We start from the raw sequence: 18,646 nt of genomic DNA on the forward strand, positions 1-18,646 counted from the left end.
ATTGATTTTCTGCAGGGGCATCCACATCTCCAACCCCTTCGCAGCTAAAAGAGGCCCGAACGGACCCCTGCCATGATCGATCTTCTGACCGATCCCCACATCATCCTGAGCTTCATCACCCTCGCCGTCCTGGAAATTGTCCTCGGTATCGACAACCTGCTTTTCGTGCAGCTTGTCGCCGGCCGGGTTGAGCCGAAACACCGCACCGTTGCGCGGCGTGCCGGCTTGGCGCTTGCCTTGCTGACGCGACTTGCCTTGCTGGCCTCGATCTCCTGGATCGCTAGCCTCACCACGCCGATCTGGAGCATTAACTGGCCAAAATACGGATGGTCCTTCGACCTTTCCTGGCGCGATATCATCCTTCTCGCCGGTGGCCTCTTTCTGCTCGCCAAAGCGACCACGGAAATCCATCATCACATCGAGGGGCTCGAGGAAGGCGACCATCCGAACAAGAGCTATCTCGGTCTCGGCTCTGCGGTCGTTCAGATCGCCATGCTCGATATCGTCTTCTCGCTGGACAGCGTCATTACCGCGGTCGGCATGACAAATGAATTGCCGATCATGGTGGCCGCCGTCGTTGCCGCGATGATCGTCATGATCGTGGCGGCGGGACCGGTCGGCAATTTCGTCGATCGTCATCCCTCGGTGAAGATGCTGTGCCTAGCCTTCCTGCTCTTGGTCGGCGTGGCATTGCTCGGCGAAGGCCTCGGCTTCCACATTCCAAAAGGCTATCTCTACTTCTCCATCGCTTTTTCGGCGCTGGTCGAAGGGCTCAATCTTTGGGCCAAGTCACGACGCCAGGCTGCTCAGAAAGCCGGTACGTAAGCGACACAGGACCGGCGATGGACCTTTCATCGCCGGTCGGTTCACCACCGCGCATTTCGCACTGTCATATGATCGCCGCTTTGCCACTCTCTTACTTGCCGATAACATTGGTCATGATTTGAGAGGAGGCAGTCATGGAAATCGGTTTTATCGGCCTCGGTGCCATGGGCAAGGCCATGGCGACCAATCTGGTCAAAGCGGGTCATCGCGTCCGCGTGTGGAATCGATCGCCAGGTCCGGCCGCCGCATTGCGTGAGATTGGAGCGGAAGCCGCCGCGAATGCGGGTGATGCTTTCCGCGGGGACCTCGTCATCTCTATGCTGGCCGAAGACGGCGCCGTGCGGGCGACCTTGCTGGATAATGGTGCCATCGCAGCAGCGCCGAAAGGATTGCTGCATATCAATATGGCGACCATCTCCGTTGCCCTGGCAACCGAGCTGACAACTCGCCATCGGGAATGCGAACTCGGCTATATCGCCGCGCCGGTTTTCGGCCGTCCCGACGTGGCGGCGGCCGGCAATCTCAACATCGTCGCCGCCGGCCCCACCGACTTGCTCGACCGGGCACAGCCGGTTCTCGATGTGCTGGGGCAAAAGACCTGGCGTGTGGGCGAAGAGCCGATCCGCGCCAATATCGTCAAGATCGCCGGCAATTTCATGCTCGGTGCAGCGATCGAGGCGATGGGGGAAGCGACAGCCTTGACCCGCGGCTATGGTGTGTCCGCGGGCGATCTGCTGGAGATCCTCTCGAACACCTTGTTCGCGGCCCCCGTATATAAAGGATATGGCGCGCTCATTGCCGAGGAACGCTACGAGCCTGCCGCTTTCAAGCTGAAACTTGGCCTCAAGGATATCCGCCTCGCCCTCGCGGCGGGCGACGGCGCTAATGTACCTTTGCCGATGGCCAGCCTGCTGCGTGACAATATGCTGGATGCCATTGCCGCCGGCGATGGCGACCGTGATTTCGCTGTTTTGGCGACGGTCGCGCAGCGCCGCGCCGGACAGCTATCGAAGAGCTGAAATGGCAGCGCCCCGTCCTGAAGAGGACGGGGCGCTTCGTAATCTCTAATTCCTTGGACGGGTTATTCCGCCGCCGCGCTGGCAACATGGGCGCGGACTTCCTTCAGATAGTCCTCGCGCAATTGCTTGGTCAGCGGACCGACCTTGAAGCTGTAATCGCCGATCTGCCCGACCGGCGTCACTTCTGCTGCCGTGCCGACCAGGAAGACTTCGTCGGTCTTGGCCAGTTCTTCCGGCATGATCGCCCGCTCGGTCACCTTGAGCTGGCGGCGACGCGCCAATTCCATCACCGTCTGACGCGTCAGGCCGTTGAGGAAGCAATCCGGCGTCGGCGTGTGCAATTCGCCGTTCTGCACCAGGAAGACATTGGCGCCAGTCGCTTCAGCAAGCTGACCGCGATAGTCCAACATCATCGCATCCTGGAACCCTTCGGCTTCGGCCTCGTGTTTGGATATCGTGCAGATCATATAGAGGCCGGCAGCCTTCGACGCCGTGGGTGCAGTATCCGGTGCCGGGCGGCGATACTTCGCCCATTTCAGCCGAATGCCCTTTTCCAGCAATTCGGGAGAGAAATAGGACGGCCATTCCCAGGTGGCGATCGCCAAATGAATGGTGCTCTGCTGCGCCGAGACGCCCATCATCTCGCTGCCACGCCAAGCGACGGCGCGGACATAGCTGTTCTTGAAGCCCATTTTGGCGACCAGATCGGTCTTCGCCTTCTCGATCTCATCCACTGAATAGGGAATCTTGAAACCGAGGATGGCGGCGGAATTGTGCAGCCGCTCGCTATGAGCGCGTGATTTGAAAATCTTGCCTTCATAGGCGCGCTCGCCCTCGAAGACGCAGGAGGCATAGTGCAGCCCGTGCGTCAAGACGTGGATTTTCGCGTCGCGCCAGGGCACCATCTTGCCATCGAACCAGATATAACCGTCACGATCATCGAAAGGCAGGATGCTCATCAGGGATTACTCCAAACGGGGATGGGTATAGGGTTATAATGTGATCTTAATCGACCCAAGATTTAAAACATTCGGAAAAATAAGTCAACATGGCTGACATAAAAACACCAGCTAATCCGCTATTCCTGCGTGACGATGACTTGCGCCAGGGAATCGAATTATTGTTTTTCGCTTATCGCGATTTCACCGCAAAAGCGGACCAGACTTTGGCGCAATATGGATTCGGGCGCGCGCATCACCGGGTCATCTATTTTGTGGGCCGCAATCCGGGCATGACGGTGTCCGATCTGCTCGACATCCTGAAAATCACCAAACAGAGCCTGAGCCGTGTGCTTGGCCAACTTGTCCGGCAGGGTTTCATCACCCAGCGTCCGGGCACCATCGACCGGCGGCAGCGCCTGCTGAGCCTCACCGAGCTGGGCGCTGATCTGGAGCGCAAATTGACCGAGGAACAGCGCGCCTTGGTGGCCCGGGCCTATAAGGCCGCCGGCGCCGAAGCCGTGGATGGTTTCCGTAAGGTGGCGCTTGGCATGATCAACGAGGGCGACCGTTCCCGCTTCCGCCCCACCACACGCTGAAAAAGGTAAGACCGCAATGTCCGCCAGCGATATGCCTCAGGACAGCCAGGAAGCCATGCCCGGCACGCAGCCGCATATCCTCGTAGTTGACGATGACAACCGGCTGCGCGATCTGCTGGGCCGGTATCTGGCCGAACAAGGGTTTCGTGTCAGTACCGCGAACGACGCCGGTGAAGCGCGCAACAGGCTCGCCAATTTTACCTTCGATTTGCTGATTCTGGATATCATGATGCCGGGCGAAACCGGCCTGCAATTGACCTCCAGCCTGCGGCGGGACAGCAATGTGCCGATCCTGCTGTTGACCGCCATGAGCGAATCCAACGACCGGATCAATGGTTTGGAAGTTGGCGCCGACGACTACCTGCCGAAGCCCTTCGAGCCGCGCGAACTGGTATTGCGGATCCAAGCCATCCTCAAGCGCACGCGTAACGAGGCGGGTGACAGGTTACCAAGCCAGATGGTCAAGTTCGGAGATTTCATTTTTGATCTCGAGCGGCGGCGCCTGACCCGTCACGGCGAACCGGTCTACCTCACCGAAGCCGAGATCGATCTTCTGGCGCAACTGGCGAGCCATCCCGGCGAGCCTCGGTCGCGCGAAGAACTGTCCGAGCAAGGCGACGATCTCGGCGCCAGCCGGATGATCGACATTCAAATGACACGATTGCGGAAGAAGATTGAAAGCGACCCCAAATTCCCACGCTACCTTCAGACCGTGCGCGGGCGCGGGTACGCCTTGCAGCCGGATTGAGATCAAATGGGCGATTATCTCGCGGAAGCGGTGACCAATCTCGAACGCGTGCTGCCGAGATCTCTTCTCGGCCGCTCGGTATTGATCATCGTCACGCCGATCGTGCTGCTACAGGTCATTTCAGCCTGGGTCTTCTATGACAGCCATTGGGACACCGTTACCCGCCGGCTAGCGCAATCTGTTGCCGGTGACATTGCCACCATCATTCAATTGCTGCCGCAACCATTGGACACCGCACAAACCGACCGGCTGTTCCAGATCGCCAACGACAATATGCGGATAAGCATCACTTATAAACCCGGTGAAATCCTGCCGAACGATCCGACGATTATGCGGCAGAACCTGGTCGACAGACAGCTTTCAAACGCTTTGCAGGATCGCGTCGAGCGGCCTTTCCTGATCGACAGCCGGTCGCTGGAGAAGTATGTCGAGATTCATGTTCAGCTCGCCGACGGCGTTCTGCATGTGGTGGTCAACCGCCGGCGGCTCTTCAGCTCCACCACTTACATCTTCTTCCTCTGGATGGTCGGCACGTCGCTTGCCCTGTTGACCATCGCCACGCAATTCATGCGCGGGCAGGTTCAGCCGATCAAGCGCCTGGCCCAAGCAGCCGATGATTTCGGTAAGGGGCGCGATATCACCGATTTCCATCCCGAAGGCGCGGCCGAGGTCGAGCTGGCCGGCCGCGCCTTCAACCTGATGCGCGATCGTATCAGACGCCAGATTGCCCAGCGAACGGAGATGCTGGCGGGCGTCAGCCATGATCTGCGCACGCCACTGACACGCATGAAGCTGCAACTCGCGATGATGGGATCTGCGCCGGAAATCGTCGAACTGAAAAACGATGTCGCCGATATGGAGCGGATGATCGGCGCCTATCTCGCTTTCGCCCGTGGCGAAGGGGCCGAGCAAAGCTTCCCGACCGACCTTGTCGATGTCATTGAAGAGGTTGTCACCAATGCCCGGCGGGAGGGTGCCAGGGTGAAGCTCGATCTCCCCGAGCGGTCACTCATTCTGCCCCTGCGCCGCGACGCCTTCCGGCGTGCCCTGGCCAATATCATTGGTAATGCGCATCGCTATGCTAAGAACCAACACCTTTGGCTCCGCCAGACCAAAAACGGCATCGATATTTTCGTCGATGATGACGGGCCCGGTGTTCCCGCAGATAGCCGCGAAGATGTCTTCAAGCCTTTCTTCCGGCTGGAGCAGTCACGCAATACCGAAACCGGCGGCACCGGGCTTGGCCTGACCATCGCCCGCGACATTCTGCGCAGCCATGGCGGCGATCTGACATTGGCCGAGTCGCCCACAGGTGGATTGCGCGCGAAGCTTCGCCTGCCCTTCTGATTCGGCAGTAATGGCCGCAATAACCTAGGGCCGCAAACCGATGATGGAGATCTGTCGGCCGTAATCCGGCTCCTGTCGGATCGTCGCGCGGCGGTAAGAGAAGAACTTGTCCTCTTCGGCGCAGGTATCGTTACCGGCCATTTCCACCGAGCACAGCCCCATCCCCTGGAGCTGGCTGCGCACATAGCCGGCGAGATCGAACATGTAACGCTGATCGCGCACCGAGGGGATGAAATAGCGCGCATTGGTCGGATCCTGCGCCAGGAAGGGTGCGGGAAATTCGGGGCCCACCTCGTAAGACAGCTGGCCAATGCAAGGTCCGATACCGACTTGAATCCGGCCGCGCCTGGCACCGCTTTCGGTCATCTGATGCACGGTTTCCTGCAGCACGCCGCCGAGCGCGCCCTTCCAACCCGCATGCGCCGCCCCAACCACTTTGGCCTTGGCATCGGCAAAGAGAACAGGCACGCAATCCGCCGCCAGAATGCCGAGTGCGATACCGGGCAAGGTGGTCACCAGACCATCGACCTGGGGCGCTTGCTCGCGCGGCCAGACACGGTCGACCACCGCTACTTTCGCACTGTGCACCTGATAGGCCGTGACCAAGGATTCCGCCGGCAGGCCGACGCGGGCGACCGCACGTGCGCGGTTTTCGAGGACATGGCAGACATTGTCCTTCGAACCGATGCCGCAATTGAGCGAGGCATAGATGCCCTCGCTGACACCGCCCTGCCGGGTGAGAAAGCCATGCCGGATTTCCGACAGCTCGGCCAGTGTTTGGAGTTCAATCATTCAAAAATCCCGCCAGATCGCTGAGTTGCGGCCCTGCCAATGCCGATACCTTGAACAAACTGCCCATTTCTGCTGGATCGATCAAGCGACGCAATGCGTTTGCGATTTCCGATGCGACTTCATCCCCTTGTCCTCGTGACAACCGTGCCGCCCGCATTTCGATCCCCAGCGCGCGCAGAAAGGCGCCTTGCGTCAGCGGTCCGAAACAAGCGCAGCCGGCGAGACGGCCAACATCCATCAGAGCCGCAAAATCGACATGAGCGGTAAGATCCGCCGCGCCCACATCTTGCAATGGATCGTGATAGCGATGTTGGCGCAAGGCCTGCAAACTATCGCCCAAGCCGCTTTTCGCCGGGCCATAATCGATCAACAAAGCCGCGCCGCCATCGGCCGAACATCGCCGCGCGATCTGATCGCAGATTGCCATCGAGGCCGGCGATACTTCGGCAATATCGCCCGGCTTTGCGGATTGATGCACCGGCCGCAGGAAGGCCAGTTGCGGACCGCACGGTAATAGCGTCCAGGCGAAGGCCACGTCATCGTCATCTGACGACGAGCCTTCCGCCAGCGTCACTCCACGCTCACGCCAGCCCGACGATGTCATTTCAAATTGATGTATCGGCAAGGCATCGAAGAATTCATTGGCAATCAGGATGGCCGGCCCGGCGGGAACCGTGTCGAGCGTTTCATGCCACTGCGGATGATAGGCGCCGAGGGCTTGGCCTTGTGTCGCGATCAGGGGTTGGCTGATCTCCACCAGATGGAGATCGAATGCTCCCAGGAAGTCCGGTGCCAGCCGCGCCGCGCGCAGGGCATCCGCCATCAACGTGCCGCGGCCGGGGCCCAATTCAATCAAGCGAAAGCGGCTAGGGCTTCCCAGCCGATGCCAAGTATCGACACACCAGAAGCCGATCATTTCGCCGAACATCTGGCTGATTTCCGGCGCAGTGATGAAATCGCCCTGGCGGCCGAGCGGATCGCGGGATGCATAATAACCAAGATGCCGCGCCGCCAAAGCAAGACGCATGAATTCGGCGACAGTGACCGCACCCTGGGCGGTGATCTGCTGAGCGATCTGATGGCGCAGATCGCGCTCCCGATCGGTTGCGCTCATCGCCGCCTTTGCCTCACGGCCGCCTCACGCGGCGGCCTTCTGCCGACGGTGCAACACGAGATAAAGGCCGAACAGGATCATCGGTATGCACAGGATCTGGCCCCAGGTCGTTGCTGCGTTAGCACCCAGGTTGACCTCCGGTTCGCGGAAAATTTCCGAGATGCTGCGCGCAATGGCATAGCCGATCAGGAAAATACCGCTAAGCGTGCCGGTCCGTTCGCGAATCCATTGCTTCCGCGAACTGACATGCATGAGCAGGAAAAGCAGGACCCCTTCCAGCAGCGCTTCATAAAGCTGGCTGGGATGACGCGGTTCGGGACCGGCATTGGGAAAGATCACCGCCCAGGGAACATCCGTGATGCGGCCCCACAATTCGCCATTGATGAAATTGGCGATCCGCCCAAGGCAAAGGCCGATCGGCGTGCCGCAGGCGACAATATCCGACAAGGTGAAGAAGCCGAGCTTCTGGCGGCGGCCATAGAAATACATGGCCAGGATGACCCCGATCAGGCCGCCATGGAAAGCCATGCCCCCCTTCCAGATCATGACAATTTCCAGCGGATGCCTGAAATAGTAACCGGGCGCCCAGAGCAACACCTGGCCCAGCCGACCGCCCAGGATGATGCCGACGACGATCCAGGTTACCAGATCGTCGAACTGTTCGCGTTTCACCCGGCGCGGCGGCAGCGAAATCAGCTTCACGCAATACCACCAGCCGAGCAGAATGCCGGCGATATAGGACAGGGCATACCAGCGGATATCAAGCGGCCCCAATGACAGGGCGACCGGATTGAAATCGGGGAACACGAAATAGCCGGAAGGATCGGCAGCCATGGGATACTCGCCTGTGGGATAGTCGCGTGGAATACTCGTCAAAGGATGGGCGTTCCGTTATATAGTGGCCGCATGAATAGCGGCAAGTTATGATCTAAAACATCAAGATGCGTGTGGGCATGACATTTACCGCCCAGACAGGAGTTCCAAATGCAGACAGAAAACCGGCTTCTCGATGATCTCGCAAAAGTAGCGACCGGTGCTATCGGATCGCTTACCGGCATGCGCCATGAAGTCGAGGGCAAATTGCAGCAGCAACTGGAACGCATCGTCGCGCGCATGAATCTGGTTAGCCGCGAGGAATTCGAAGCCATGCGGGCCGTCGCCCAGGCCGCGCGCGAAGAACAGATCCGTCTTGAGCGTCGCGTCGCCGAGTTGGAAGCGCGCTTGATGCAGCCGGAAAAAGCGCCCAACCAGACAGCTTGAAAAGCAAGAGCCGCAACTGCCAATCGCCCGGCAGAGGACTGGCCGCAATTAAAACTTATTAAAATCAGGCCTTGCACCGGAATCTCAAATCTGAGAGTCTAAATCTGGTGGGGCTTCGTATATCTGTATCTAGATCCTGGGGGCCACCCGCTCCACCTTGCGCGGGCACCCAGGGGCCGACCAAGGAGGGCGCTGCAATGGCATTACTCCAAGCGGAGTCGACCCGGGCCGACATCAATCCAATCGATGTGATGGAAGAATTGGTTAACGCCAATGAATGGCGCTATGACCGTTCGACCGATGAGGAGATGATCGTCGAATATTCGGGTCAATGGTGCGACTATCGTATGTTCTTCGTCTGGCAGGAAGATCTGGGGGCGATGTATTTCTCCTGCCTCTTCGACCTGCGCATTTCGCCAAGCAAGCGCCGTGAAGCCGCAGAATTGCTCACCCTGGTGAATGAACGCCTGTGGCTTGGCCATTTCGATCTGTGTTCGGAAGAAATGGCTCCAATGTTCCGCCATACCATCCTGCTGCGCGGCACTGCCGGCGTGGCCGTCGAACAATTGGAAGACCTGGTGGAAGCCGCCGTCAATGAGTGCGAACGCTTCTATCCCGCCTTCCAATTCGTCGTATGGGGCGGTAAGAAACCTCAAGAGGCGGTTGAAGCCGCCATGATGGAGACTGTCGGCGAAGCCTGAGGAGACATGACTGAAAAGACTGAGCAACGGCAGGCGTTGCGCTTGCCGGGACCGATGTTGCTTGTCGGTTGCGGCAAGATGGGCGGGGCCATGCTCCGAGGCTGGCTGGCACGTGGTGTCGCGGGCCCTCAGATCTTCGTGGTAGACCCCTCGCCCCGGGAGCTTGACGATGTCATCGCGGCCGGCGTCACGGTCGTCGCCAAACCCGGCGACCTGCCGGCTGATTTCGCACCCGGCGTCATCTTGCTGGCGATCAAGCCCCAGTTCATGGATGACGCCCTGCCTGATTACCGGCGTTTCGTGCGGCCCGGCGTGCTTTTGCTATCGATCGCAGCCGGCAAGACCCTGGATTATCTGCGCCACCGGCTCGGCAACGCGACCATCATCCGATCGATGCCGAATACCCCGGCCGCCATTGGTCGCGGCATGACCGTGATCGTCCGCCAGCCGGATGTCGCTGCAGCCGATCTCCGTCTCTGCGCTGAGCTTTTATCAGCCGTCGGCGAAATCGCCTGGGTCGATGACGAGGATCTTATCAATGCCGTCACTGCCGTCTCCGGTGGTGGACCGGCTTATGTCTTCCTGTTGATCGACTGCCTGGCCGAGGCCGGCCGCGCCGCCGGCCTGCCGGCGGATCTCGCCATGCAGCTCGCCCGCGCCACGGTCTGCGGCAGCGGCGAGCTTGCCTATCGATCCAGCGAATCGGCCGAGGCCTTGCGCAAGGCCGTGATGAGTCCGAAGGGCACCACGGAACAGGCGATTGCCGTGCTTATGGCGCCCGATGGCCTGCAACCTTTGATGACACGCGCCGTTGCCGCCGCCACCGCGCGATCGCGCGAACTGGCAGCCGGATAGTCGAGATGGCCGAGGGAAACACGACACACCGCAGCACGAGCGGCAGCATTGCCCGGGTAGAACAGGCATTGCGAAACCTTGGCCTGGATCGTCCGATCAAGCATTTCGGTGCGTCCACTCGCACGTCCGCAGACGCCGCCGCTGCGATCGGCTGCGACGTCGCCCAGATCGCCAAATCCCTGATCTTTCGCGCCCAGACCAGCAATCAGCCCGTATTGGTCATTGCAAGCGGCAGCAACCGCGTTGACGAAAATAAGATCGAGACCGCGCTTCACGATCGTATCGCCAAGGCAGATGCCGCTTTCGTGCGCGATCAGACGGGTTTCGCCATCGGCGGCGTGGCGCCTGTGGGACATACCGGCCCGGTCAAAATATTCATCGACCGGGACTTGCAGCAATATGACGTTATCTGGGCCGCAGCCGGTTCGCCGAATGCCGTGTTTGGCGTGAGCCCTTCGGAGTTGGAGCGGATAACTGGCGGACAGGTAATCGATATCAAACCTTGACTTTCATTTACGCGTGATCGGTCGCGCGGCGGTGACTGCGGATGCTTGCCGATAGATCACGCGGGTATTAGATCAATCTTTGACCACCTGAGGAGGCGGCTATGGCTCAGCGACCCAAGATCCGCACAGGTAGCAAGACGACCCCCGGCCCCAAGGCGCAGACGGGTGCCAAGACCCGGACTGGTAGCAAAACGCGGGCTGGTAGCAAGACCCAAACAGGTTCGGCCGGGCGCGGTCGATCGGCGGATAGGAGGACCGACCGAGGCGAAACCTCAGGCACTGCAAACGGGACGGGCAGCCAGCAAACCGGCGATATTCGCGGCCGCCTTCATCAAGCGCTGCTGACCCAACTGGCCACGATTGGCTGGCAAGATCTCAGCTATGCCGAAATCGTCGACTCTGCAGGCCTTTCATTGGCGTCGGCCTACCGTGTCTATCGGTCGAAGACCGCTATCCTTACCGGGTTCATGCGCGAAATCGATCAACAACTGCTCGGCACGCTGGAGGCGGATGCGCTCGACGGCACCACCCGCGACAAACTGTTCGATCTCATCATGCGGCGGCTCGATCTCCAGCAAGCCAACAAGGCCGCCCTCGACGGCCTGTTCCGCGATCTCTCCCGGAGCCCAGCCGATGCTCTGTGCGTTGCCGATCGCCTTGGCCGTTCTATGGGGTTGATGCTCGAAATGGCTGGTATTTCCACCAGCGGTCTCCGCGGCTTTTTGCGCACCCAGTCGCTCGTCGGCCTTTATATGCATGTCTTGCGAACCTGGTTAAAAGATGACAGCGAGGATGCGGCGAAAACCATGGCTCTGCTGGACAAGCGACTCGATCAAACCGAGCGCCTGCTCGGCCTGCTGAAGCGCCGGGATCGCGATAAATAACTGAAATAACTAGGGCAAGTTTTTTATTGCGGCGCAGCAAAAACTCCTTGACGTTTGTGCTGCACCGCAACATATTAGTCTCCAGATTGTGCGCCGCAAAAGAGCTGGCGCGTTCCCCTAAGTCTGGAGATGAGACATATGGCTAAGGCCAACACAATTGAAAATGACTTCGTGAAACTCCCGGATTTCACGCAGGTCCAGGCCGACTTCAACAAGTGGGTCAATGATTGCTCGAAGTTCTTCGTCAACGGCCGTGTTCCGAGCCTCGACCTGGATGGTATCTTTACTGCTCAGCGCAAGAACGTTGAAGCCCTGACCGCTGCCAACCAGGTGGCTTTCGAGGGCGTCAAGGCCGTAGCGCAGCGGCAAGCCGAGATTGCCCGCACCGTCGTCGAGGACCTGACCAAGGCGACCAAGGAATTGGGCAGCGCCGGTACGCCGGAAGAGAAGCTCCTGAAGCAGACGGAACTCGCCAAGTCGGGTTTCGAGGCGGCCATCACCAATATGCGCGAGCTGAACGAAACGCTGCAGCGCGCCAATAGCGAAGCCGCGAGCCTGATCAACAAGCGCGTTGCTGCCAGCTTTGACGAGCTGAAGGACGCTTTCGCCAAGGCGAAAAAGTAACCAAGGCGAAGAAGCAAGATTAAAGGCCCCGCCGAGGCGGGGCCTTGAACCGAGTTCCTGCCAGTGTCCTAGAGCCTCCCCGCACGAGGACAGGCAGCTTGCCCGCCTGGACGCAAGTCCCGGCGGGCTTCTCTTTAGGCGGCTTCTACGATATCCTGCGAGATATCGGAGCCATCCGCGCCTACGTCATCGACCAGCCTCCAATCGACTTGAGCCTCTGGCATTGCCAGTGACGTTGACGGCTGCTAGCGTGGCCCACGGCGCTTAGTTGAGTCAAGGTAAAGCTCGTGCATGACACGTTAGAAGCGATCGCTCCGGAAATCAGCTATGAGGATTTTCGGCGGATCGATATCCGCGTCGGTACCATCGTTGCGACGGAACCCTTCCCCGAAGCCCGCCGGCCCGCCATCAAGCTTACCATTGATTTCGGACCGGTCATCGGACAGCGGCGGAGTTCCGCTCAAATCACCCATCATTATGCGCCGGAGAAGCTGATCGGTCGGCAGATCGCCGCGGTAGTCAACTTTCCGACGAAGCAGATCGGCAAGTTCATGTCCGAAGTCCTCGTCCTCGGGTTTCCCGATGATGATGGCGAAGTGGTGATGATCGGGCCGGATCAAGCGATCCCCAATGGCGGACGCCTCTTTTAATCCATCCTTTCCTGATATCTTTTTGAAACCGGCAACGCCGGACGGAGTTGAGAATGGCCCTGCATTTCGCCGAAACGGAACTGGCAGAACGTCGCCGCCGCACCATCGAAGCGATGGAAAAGCGAGGCCTCGATGGCTTGCTGATTTTCCGTCAGGAAAGCATGTACTACCTGACCGGCTACGACACCTTCGGTTATGTCTATTTCCAGTGCCTCTATCTCGGCGCCGATGGTCGAATGATGCTGCTGACCCGGGCGCCGGATTTGCGGCAGGCCCAGCATACCTCGGACATCCAGGATATCCGCGTCTGGATCGATGCGCCGAATGCCGATCCGGCTTCAGAATTGCGCGAATATCTCCGGCGCTGGGGGCTCGGCGGCAAAACTTTCGGCGTTGAATGGGAATCCTACGGTCTCACCGCGCGGAGCGGCATGCGACTTCAGGCAGCCTTCGACGGTTTCGCCGATCTGGTCGATGCTTCGGATCTCGTCAGCCGGCTGCGTCTCATCAAAAGTCGGGCGGAACTCGCTTATGTCCGCAAGGCAGCGGAACTGGCCGATCTATCTTTGGACGAGGCGCATCGTCTGGCCGCACCCGGCGTCGATGAAGGTGAAATTCTCGCCGCCATGCAATCCGTCATCATTCGCGGTGGCGGCGACGATCCCGCCAATGAATTCATCATCGGCTCTGGTGACGATGCATTGCTCTGCCGCTACAAGACCGGCCGGCGCAAGCTTTCGGCCCAGGACCAGCTGACGCTGGAATTTGCCGGCGTCTACCGCCACTACCATTCCTGCCTGATGCGGACGATCCCGATCGGCCAGCCACCGGCCCGGCAGGTCGAGATGCACAAGGTCGCTGTTGATGCGCTCGAAGCCTGCAAGACCGCCTTGCGCCCGGGCAATACGCTCGGCGCTGTTTTCGATGCCCATGCCAAGGTGTTGGATAAAGCCGGATATCAGGCGCATCGCATGAACGCGACCGGTTACAGCCTGGGCGCAACCTTTGCACCGAACTGGATGGACTGGCCGATGTTCTATCACGGCAACCCGGAAATCCTGCAGCCGGGCATGGTCTACTTCATCCATCTGATCATCTTCGACAGCGAGAATCGTCTGGCCATGACCAGCGGGCAGACCTGTCTGGTAACCGAAGGTGCCTGTGAAACGCTGTCCCAGCGGCCGACGGATCTGGTCATCCGCTGACGGTCGGCGGGTTCGGCCGTGCCGTATTTTTGGTTGATGGGAATCGGTTTTGCGGTCGGCTTGGCCGTGTTGTTTCTGGCAACGTGAGGCCAGCCACCGCAGAACCGTCGATTTCCGGGGAAAATGTCATATTTGTCAGCTGGTTAAACAAATATGACGGATTCAGCTTGGGACCATTTACAGCCCCGAGCCGCCTTGATACATTCCGCGCGCTTTTCGCCCTGCCCGTTATGGGCGGCATGGGTTATTGGCATTGAACGCACGGGCTGACCGGCCGAGAGCCAGTCGCCCGATTGTTGTATGAACGATGTCTTGCGTGCGGCTGGTCCCGGTTTTCGGGATGCGGCGTCGAGGAACGGAATCTGATGAAGATCCTGACTGGGAACAGCAATCGGCCGCTGGCCGAGGCGATTTCCGCCTATCTGAACCTGCCACTGGTCAATGCCAGCATCCGGCGGTTCTCGGACATGGAAGTGTTTGTCGAGATCCAGGAAAACGTGCGTGGCGAGGATATCTTCATCGTCCAGTCGACCTCGTTCCCGGCCAATGACAATCTGATGGAATTGCTGGTGACGCTGGACGCCTTGCGCCGGGCATCGGCCCGCCGCATCACCGCCGTCATCCCCTATTACGGCTATGCCCGGCAGGACCGCAAGTCCGGCTCCCGTACCCCAATCTCTGCCAAGCTGGTCGCCAATCTGATCACCAAGGCCGGCGCCGACCGCGTGCTCACGGTCGATCTCCATGCCGGCCAGATCCAGGGCTTCTTCGATATCCCGACCGACAATCTGTTCGCGGCCGGCGTCCTGACCAAGGACATCAATGAGCGCTTCGTCGCCCAGGGCGGGAACGGCGACCTCGTCATCGTCTCGCCGGATGTCGGCGGCGTGGTGCGGGCCCGCGCCATTGCCAAGCGCCTGGATGCCGAACTCGCAATTATCGATAAGCGCCGCGAACGGGCTGGCGTCAGCGAAGTCATGAACATCATCGGCGATGTCGGCGGCAAGCGCTGCATCCTGGTCGACGATATCGTCGATTCCGCCGGCACCTTGTGCAATGCCGCCGTGGCGTTGCGCGAATCGGGCGCGACCTCGGTTGCCGCCTATGTCACCCATGGTGTTCTATCAGGCGGCGCGGTTGCCCGCGTTTCCGCTTCGCCCCTGGAATCCCTGGTGATCACCGACAGCATTCAGGCGACCGAAGCCGTGCGCGTGTCACAGACCGTGCGCCAGCTTTCGATTGCACCGCTGCTGGCCGAGGCGATGGCCCGGATCAGCGAAGAGCGTTCGGTCTCCAGTCTGTTCGACTGAGGCCGTGAAAACGGTCGGCTGCGGCAGAGGCCGTGACCGGCCGAAAATCCGATCAGGCACCCCTGGAGGCCGATCGGTCCGAAAATTCGATCCCGGATTTTCGGCGACTGCGAGATAAGAGGAGATAGACATGTCCGCAGTTCAATCCGTCAGCGCGGAACTTCGCGACCGCGCCGGGAAGGGGGCCGCTCGCGCAACCCGTCGTGCAGGCCGCGTTCCCGCCGTAATCTATGGCGATAAGCAGGAACCAATGTTGATCTCATTGGAACCGAAGGAACTCGATCGGCTGGTGCATAAGAAGGCTTTCTTCGCCACCCTGCTCGACATCGACATTAAGGGCAAGAAGCACCGCGTCCTGCCCCGCGATGTGCAGTTCCACCCGGTCACCGATGTGACCGAGCATCTGGATTTCCAGCGCATCGGCAAGGACACCAAAATCCACGTCAACGTGCCGGTCGTCGTGAAGAACGAAGCCGCGGCGCCGGGTATTAAACGTGGTGGCGTGCTCAACCTGGTCCGTCACGAAATTCCCTTCATCTGCTCGCCGGAATACATCCCCCAGGAGATCGTCGTCGATCTCACCGGTCTGGATATCGGCGCCAGCGTGCATATCAGCTCGCTCGAATTGCCCCAGGGTGCCACCCCGGCCATTCGCGAGCGTGACTTCACCGTCGTCACGATCGGTGCGCCGAGCGGCCTGAAGGCCGAAGCGGAAGCGGCCCCGGCTCCAGCCGCGGCTGCTGCCCCGGCTCCAGCGGCGAAGGCCGCTGCTCCGGCCGCCAAGGCGCCGGCAAAGAAGTAAGGACGAAGTAGCCGGTCATGCGCCTGATCGTCGGCCTGGGCAATCCCGGTCCGTCTTATGCAGGTAACCGGCACAATATCGGCTTCATGGCGGCGGGCGAGATCGTCCGCCGCCATTCCTTTTCCGGCCGGCGGGAACGCTTTCATGGCGTGACCTGGGAAGGCAGCGTCCAGGACGAAAAGATCATCGTCCTTTGTCCACTGACCTATATGAACGAGTCAGGCCGCGCCGTTCAGGCAGCGGCACAGTTCTTCAAACTGCAGCCCAACGATGTCGCCGTCATCCATGACGAGCTCGATCTGCCCCTCGGCCGTTTGCGGGTCAAACGTGGTGGTGGTGCCGGTGGTCATAACGGCCTGCGCTCCATCGATGCCCATCTCGGCAACGATTACTGGCGGCTGCGGCTGGGTATCGGCCATCCTGGCGTCAAAGATCTGGTCAAGCATTACGTGCTACAGGATTTCACCAAGGCCGAGCAGCCACAAGTCATCGCGGTTGTCGATGCGGTAGTCGATGCCCTGCCCATCCTGATCGGCAAGGGCGGCAATTGGGGCGACAACGCCTTCATGACCAAGACCAGCCTGATCCTCAATCCCCCGTCCCCGAAGCCGGCAAAATCCGCCGACAAAGACAAACCGAAAGCAGAGTCGTGACGATCGACGCCGCTCTGGCTCGCTTGGAAGAGGCGGTCAGGTTGCGCCGCGGTGCCTTCTGCCTGGCGGCATTGGCAACCGTCGCCGAGGATCGCCCGCAGGTTCGCAACGTCATTATTCGAAATTTCTCCGCGACCGGGCTGATACTCACCTTCTTTTGCAGGTCGGATGACGCCAAGTATCGCGAGATCCTCGCCAACCCACAGGTCGAGCTGGTCGTCTATGGGCGCGATCCGGACTGCCAGATCCGCTTGGCCGGCCGCGCCGAGAATATTAGTGATGCAACATCGCTTGACCGCTATTGGACCCAGGTAAGCCAAACGGCACAGCGAGACTATGTCGCCGAGGGCACGGGCCCCACCGATGGCCGCGCAGCGCTCTTTGCGGCCATTGAGGTCAAGATAGAGCGCATCAAGGTCCTTACCTTCGAAAACGATCGCTGGCGCCTGCAGGAACGCGGAATTTAGACCAGCGAATAGAGCAACGTGGCATTGGCGGCGATCAGGCCAAGCGACAGGATCGCCCCGCCCATCGTCATCCAGTGCGGCGCCGGCAGGTTGCCCATGATGCGGCGATCCGCCGTGAAAAGAACCAATGGAATGACGGCGAATGGCAGTTGCAGCGACAGCACCACCTGGCTGAAGACCAGCAGCGATTCCGCACCGTGCTCCCCACCGATCGCCGTGATTGCCGCCGCCGGCACGATGGCGATGGCTCGGGTGATCAGCCGCCGCAAAGCCGGTGACAAACGAAAGGCAGTAAATCCTTCCATCACCACCTGCCCCGCCAGGGTTGCAGTCACCGTCGAATTCTGGCCGGCGATCAACAAGGCCAGAGCAAAGACGATGGCAGCGGCCGGTCCCAGGATCGGCTCGAGCAGTGCCTGGGCATCGGCCAGGCCGGCGATATCCCCCTGCCCGGTCGCGTAGAACGTGGCAGCGGCCAGGATCAGGATGGCCGCATTGACTGTGAAGGCACCGATCAGCGCGAAATTGGAATCCGCCGTGACGGCTTTCAAGATCGCGTTGGCGGAATTGCCTTCTGCCGGCCGATGACGCTTCACCAATGCGCCATGCAGATAAAGGTTATGCGGCATGACCGTCGCGCCGATAATGCCGGCCGCCAAGATGGTAGCGCCCGGCATCGCGAGAATCGTGCGATCCGGCATGAGACCACCGGCGATCGCCAGCCAATCGGGCCGCGCCAGCAGAACTTCGAAGACGAGGCAGCCGATCACCGCCAGAACCAGCAGGGCGATGGCAACTTCCAGAAACCGCAGCCCGTGACGTTCCAGCGACAGCATCAGCACCGTCAAGCCGAGGCTCGCCGCGACGCCCGCCAGCAAAGGCACGCCGAAAAGCAGCTTCAGGGCGATGGCCGTCCCGACGATTTCCGCGACGTCGGAGGCAATGATGCCGATCTCGGCCAGCAGCCAGAGCGCATAATTGACCGAGGGCGGGAATCGATGCCGGCTTGCTTCAGCCAAATCCAGGCCGCTGACCAGACCAAGCCGCGCCGACAACGCCTGGAACAGCATCCCCGCCAGACTGGCCAAAACGACGATGAAAAGCAGCTTGTAGCCGAAGGCCGAGCCGGCGGCGATATCGGTCGCCCAATTGCCGGGATCCATATAGCCCACAGCGATCATCCAGCCCGGCCCGGCAAAAGCTAATAGGCGCCGCAGGAGTTGCGAGAGGCCGGCCCGGCCGGTCAGATTTCGGGTGGTGCTGCGTAAGGTCTGGATTACAAGCTCGGTCATGGCAATCTCGATCCAGGGGAATGCTTCCAATCACCTGTTAATATGTAAATGCGAA

At 60.2% G+C, this 18,646-nt stretch carries 22 protein-coding genes; 17 read left to right on the forward strand and 5 right to left on the reverse strand.

Annotated features, from left to right (window positions below; translation table 11 throughout):
- Positions 1-72 precede the first annotated feature (72 nt).
- Complete coding sequence (locus SMD27_RS13600; RefSeq protein WP_320508946.1) at positions 73-825, forward strand: TerC family protein; 753 nt, start codon at positions 73-75, stop codon at positions 823-825.
- Positions 826-959: 134 nt separating this feature from the next.
- Positions 960-1,844, forward strand: coding sequence for an NAD(P)-dependent oxidoreductase (locus SMD27_RS13605; RefSeq protein ID WP_320508947.1), 885 nt, complete (start codon positions 960-962; stop codon positions 1,842-1,844).
- A gap of 62 nt (positions 1,845-1,906) precedes the next feature.
- Here SMD27_RS13605 and SMD27_RS13610 read toward each other — a convergent pair whose 3' ends face one another.
- Positions 1,907-2,803, reverse strand: coding sequence for a branched-chain amino acid aminotransferase (locus tag SMD27_RS13610; protein WP_320508948.1), 897 nt, complete (start codon positions 2,801-2,803; stop codon positions 1,907-1,909).
- A gap of 89 nt (positions 2,804-2,892) precedes the next feature.
- On the opposite strand from SMD27_RS13610, the gene SMD27_RS13615 reads away from it, so the two are divergent.
- The 3 genes from SMD27_RS13615 to SMD27_RS13625 are packed head-to-tail and all read left to right on the forward strand — an operon-like array spanning position 2,893 to position 5,476.
- Positions 2,893-3,381, forward strand: coding sequence for a MarR family winged helix-turn-helix transcriptional regulator (locus SMD27_RS13615; protein WP_320508949.1), 489 nt, complete (start codon positions 2,893-2,895; stop codon positions 3,379-3,381).
- Positions 3,382-3,397: 16 nt separating this feature from the next.
- Positions 3,398-4,129 carry a response regulator gene (locus tag SMD27_RS13620; protein ID WP_320508950.1) on the forward strand — a complete coding sequence of 244 codons (732 nt, stop codon included), beginning with the start codon at positions 3,398-3,400 and terminating at the stop codon, positions 4,127-4,129.
- A 6-nt stretch (positions 4,130-4,135) separates the two neighbouring features.
- Positions 4,136-5,476, forward strand: a complete 1,341-nt coding sequence (locus SMD27_RS13625) for an ATP-binding protein (protein WP_320508951.1) — start codon at positions 4,136-4,138, stop codon at positions 5,474-5,476.
- A 24-nt stretch (positions 5,477-5,500) separates the two neighbouring features.
- On the opposite strand, the gene pgeF is transcribed toward SMD27_RS13625, so the two are convergent.
- Genes pgeF through lgt form a run of 3 tightly spaced genes read right to left on the reverse strand, consistent with a single transcriptional unit; the run spans position 5,501 to position 8,216 of the window.
- Positions 5,501-6,268, reverse strand: a complete 768-nt coding sequence (gene pgeF, locus SMD27_RS13630) for a peptidoglycan editing factor PgeF (RefSeq protein WP_320508952.1) — start codon at positions 6,266-6,268, stop codon at positions 5,501-5,503.
- The gene (locus SMD27_RS13635) at positions 6,261-7,382 is read right to left on the reverse strand and encodes a class I SAM-dependent methyltransferase (protein WP_320508953.1); all 1,122 of its coding nucleotides are present in this window, start codon (positions 7,380-7,382) and stop codon (positions 6,261-6,263) included. Before SMD27_RS13635 ends, pgeF begins: the two co-directional genes overlap by 8 nt.
- A gap of 24 nt (positions 7,383-7,406) precedes the next feature.
- Positions 7,407-8,216 carry a prolipoprotein diacylglyceryl transferase gene (lgt, locus tag SMD27_RS13640; RefSeq protein ID WP_320508954.1) on the reverse strand — a complete coding sequence of 270 codons (810 nt, stop codon included), beginning with the start codon at positions 8,214-8,216 and terminating at the stop codon, positions 7,407-7,409.
- A 150-nt stretch (positions 8,217-8,366) separates the two neighbouring features.
- Here lgt and SMD27_RS13645 point away from each other — a divergent pair, with 150 nt between their 5' ends.
- The 12 genes from SMD27_RS13645 (at position 8,367) to SMD27_RS13700 (ending at position 17,299) form a co-directional block, all read left to right on the forward strand.
- Complete coding sequence (locus SMD27_RS13645) at positions 8,367-8,642, forward strand: accessory factor UbiK family protein (protein WP_320508955.1); 276 nt, start codon at positions 8,367-8,369, stop codon at positions 8,640-8,642.
- A 197-nt stretch (positions 8,643-8,839) separates the two neighbouring features.
- Positions 8,840-9,343 carry a type III secretion system chaperone family protein gene (locus SMD27_RS13650; protein ID WP_320508956.1) on the forward strand — a complete coding sequence of 168 codons (504 nt, stop codon included), beginning with the start codon at positions 8,840-8,842 and terminating at the stop codon, positions 9,341-9,343.
- 6 nt (positions 9,344-9,349) lie between these two features.
- Positions 9,350-10,198: a pyrroline-5-carboxylate reductase gene (proC, locus tag SMD27_RS13655; RefSeq protein ID WP_320508957.1), complete on the forward strand. Its 849-nt coding sequence runs from the start codon at positions 9,350-9,352 to the stop codon at positions 10,196-10,198.
- 5 nt (positions 10,199-10,203) lie between these two features.
- The gene (locus tag SMD27_RS13660) at positions 10,204-10,704 is read left to right on the forward strand and encodes a YbaK/EbsC family protein (RefSeq protein WP_320508958.1); all 501 of its coding nucleotides are present in this window, start codon (positions 10,204-10,206) and stop codon (positions 10,702-10,704) included.
- Positions 10,705-10,805: 101 nt separating this feature from the next.
- Positions 10,806-11,588, forward strand: coding sequence for a TetR/AcrR family transcriptional regulator (locus tag SMD27_RS13665; protein ID WP_320508959.1), 783 nt, complete (start codon positions 10,806-10,808; stop codon positions 11,586-11,588).
- Between the two features lie 138 nt (positions 11,589-11,726).
- Positions 11,727-12,212: a phasin family protein gene (locus SMD27_RS13670; protein WP_320508960.1), complete on the forward strand. Its 486-nt coding sequence runs from the start codon at positions 11,727-11,729 to the stop codon at positions 12,210-12,212.
- 287 nt (positions 12,213-12,499) lie between these two features.
- Positions 12,500-12,862 carry a tRNA-binding protein gene (locus SMD27_RS13675; protein ID WP_320508961.1) on the forward strand — a complete coding sequence of 121 codons (363 nt, stop codon included), beginning with the start codon at positions 12,500-12,502 and terminating at the stop codon, positions 12,860-12,862.
- A gap of 53 nt (positions 12,863-12,915) precedes the next feature.
- Positions 12,916-14,067, forward strand: a complete 1,152-nt coding sequence (locus SMD27_RS13680) for a M24 family metallopeptidase (RefSeq protein ID WP_320508962.1) — start codon at positions 12,916-12,918, stop codon at positions 14,065-14,067.
- A gap of 365 nt (positions 14,068-14,432) precedes the next feature.
- On the forward strand, positions 14,433-15,377 hold the full coding sequence (locus SMD27_RS13685) for a ribose-phosphate pyrophosphokinase (RefSeq protein ID WP_320508963.1): 945 nt from the start codon (positions 14,433-14,435) through the stop codon (positions 15,375-15,377).
- 130 nt (positions 15,378-15,507) lie between these two features.
- On the forward strand, positions 15,508-16,179 hold the full coding sequence (locus SMD27_RS13690; protein WP_320508964.1) for a 50S ribosomal protein L25/general stress protein Ctc: 672 nt from the start codon (positions 15,508-15,510) through the stop codon (positions 16,177-16,179).
- 17 nt (positions 16,180-16,196) lie between these two features.
- Entirely contained in the window at positions 16,197-16,832 is a 636-nt protein-coding gene (gene pth / locus SMD27_RS13695; RefSeq protein ID WP_320508965.1) for an aminoacyl-tRNA hydrolase, read from the forward strand.
- On the forward strand, positions 16,829-17,299 hold the full coding sequence (locus tag SMD27_RS13700) for a pyridoxamine 5'-phosphate oxidase family protein (RefSeq protein ID WP_320508966.1): 471 nt from the start codon (positions 16,829-16,831) through the stop codon (positions 17,297-17,299). The genes pth and SMD27_RS13700 overlap by 4 nt, the downstream gene beginning before the upstream one ends.
- On the opposite strand, the gene SMD27_RS13705 is transcribed toward SMD27_RS13700, so the two are convergent.
- Entirely contained in the window at positions 17,296-18,591 is a 1,296-nt protein-coding gene (locus SMD27_RS13705) for an Nramp family divalent metal transporter (protein WP_320508967.1), read from the reverse strand. The genes SMD27_RS13700 and SMD27_RS13705 overlap by 4 nt on opposite strands.
- Between the last annotated feature and the right edge of the window lie 55 nt (positions 18,592-18,646).

Source organism: Dongia soli (genome assembly GCF_034044715.1).
GTDB lineage: Bacteria > Pseudomonadota > Alphaproteobacteria > Dongiales > Dongiaceae > Dongia_B > Dongia_B soli.

Bases quoted from the DNA above. Each gene is read 5' to 3' on its own strand.
- SMD27_RS13660 (WP_320508958.1), top strand. From the start codon at position 10,204: ATGGCCGAGGGAAACACGACACACCGCAGCACGAGCGGCAGCATTGCC.
- pth (WP_320508965.1), top strand. From the start codon at position 16,197: ATGCGCCTGATCGTCGGCCTGGGCAATCCCGGTCCGTCTTATGCAGGT.
- SMD27_RS13635 (WP_320508953.1), bottom strand. From the start codon at position 7,382: ATGAGCGCAACCGATCGGGAGCGCGATCTGCGCCATCAGATCGCTCAG.
- SMD27_RS13625 (WP_320508951.1), top strand. From the start codon at position 4,136: ATGGGCGATTATCTCGCGGAAGCGGTGACCAATCTCGAACGCGTGCTG.
- SMD27_RS13610 (WP_320508948.1), bottom strand. From the start codon at position 2,803: ATGAGCATCCTGCCTTTCGATGATCGTGACGGTTATATCTGGTTCGAT.
- SMD27_RS13650 (WP_320508956.1), top strand. From the start codon at position 8,840: ATGGCATTACTCCAAGCGGAGTCGACCCGGGCCGACATCAATCCAATC.
- SMD27_RS13620 (WP_320508950.1), top strand. From the start codon at position 3,398: ATGTCCGCCAGCGATATGCCTCAGGACAGCCAGGAAGCCATGCCCGGC.
- SMD27_RS13605 (WP_320508947.1), top strand. From the start codon at position 960: ATGGAAATCGGTTTTATCGGCCTCGGTGCCATGGGCAAGGCCATGGCG.
- SMD27_RS13645 (WP_320508955.1), top strand. From the start codon at position 8,367: ATGCAGACAGAAAACCGGCTTCTCGATGATCTCGCAAAAGTAGCGACC.
- pgeF (WP_320508952.1), bottom strand. From the start codon at position 6,268: ATGATTGAACTCCAAACACTGGCCGAGCTGTCGGAAATCCGGCATGGC.
- SMD27_RS13685 (WP_320508963.1), top strand. From the start codon at position 14,433: ATGAAGATCCTGACTGGGAACAGCAATCGGCCGCTGGCCGAGGCGATT.
- proC (WP_320508957.1), top strand. From the start codon at position 9,350: ATGACTGAAAAGACTGAGCAACGGCAGGCGTTGCGCTTGCCGGGACCG.
- SMD27_RS13670 (WP_320508960.1), top strand. From the start codon at position 11,727: ATGGCTAAGGCCAACACAATTGAAAATGACTTCGTGAAACTCCCGGAT.
- SMD27_RS13680 (WP_320508962.1), top strand. From the start codon at position 12,916: ATGGCCCTGCATTTCGCCGAAACGGAACTGGCAGAACGTCGCCGCCGC.
- lgt (WP_320508954.1), bottom strand. From the start codon at position 8,216: ATGGCTGCCGATCCTTCCGGCTATTTCGTGTTCCCCGATTTCAATCCG.
- SMD27_RS13690 (WP_320508964.1), top strand. From the start codon at position 15,508: ATGTCCGCAGTTCAATCCGTCAGCGCGGAACTTCGCGACCGCGCCGGG.
- SMD27_RS13665 (WP_320508959.1), top strand. From the start codon at position 10,806: ATGGCTCAGCGACCCAAGATCCGCACAGGTAGCAAGACGACCCCCGGC.
- SMD27_RS13615 (WP_320508949.1), top strand. From the start codon at position 2,893: ATGGCTGACATAAAAACACCAGCTAATCCGCTATTCCTGCGTGACGAT.
- SMD27_RS13705 (WP_320508967.1), bottom strand. From the start codon at position 18,591: ATGACCGAGCTTGTAATCCAGACCTTACGCAGCACCACCCGAAATCTG.
- SMD27_RS13600 (WP_320508946.1), top strand. From the start codon at position 73: ATGATCGATCTTCTGACCGATCCCCACATCATCCTGAGCTTCATCACC.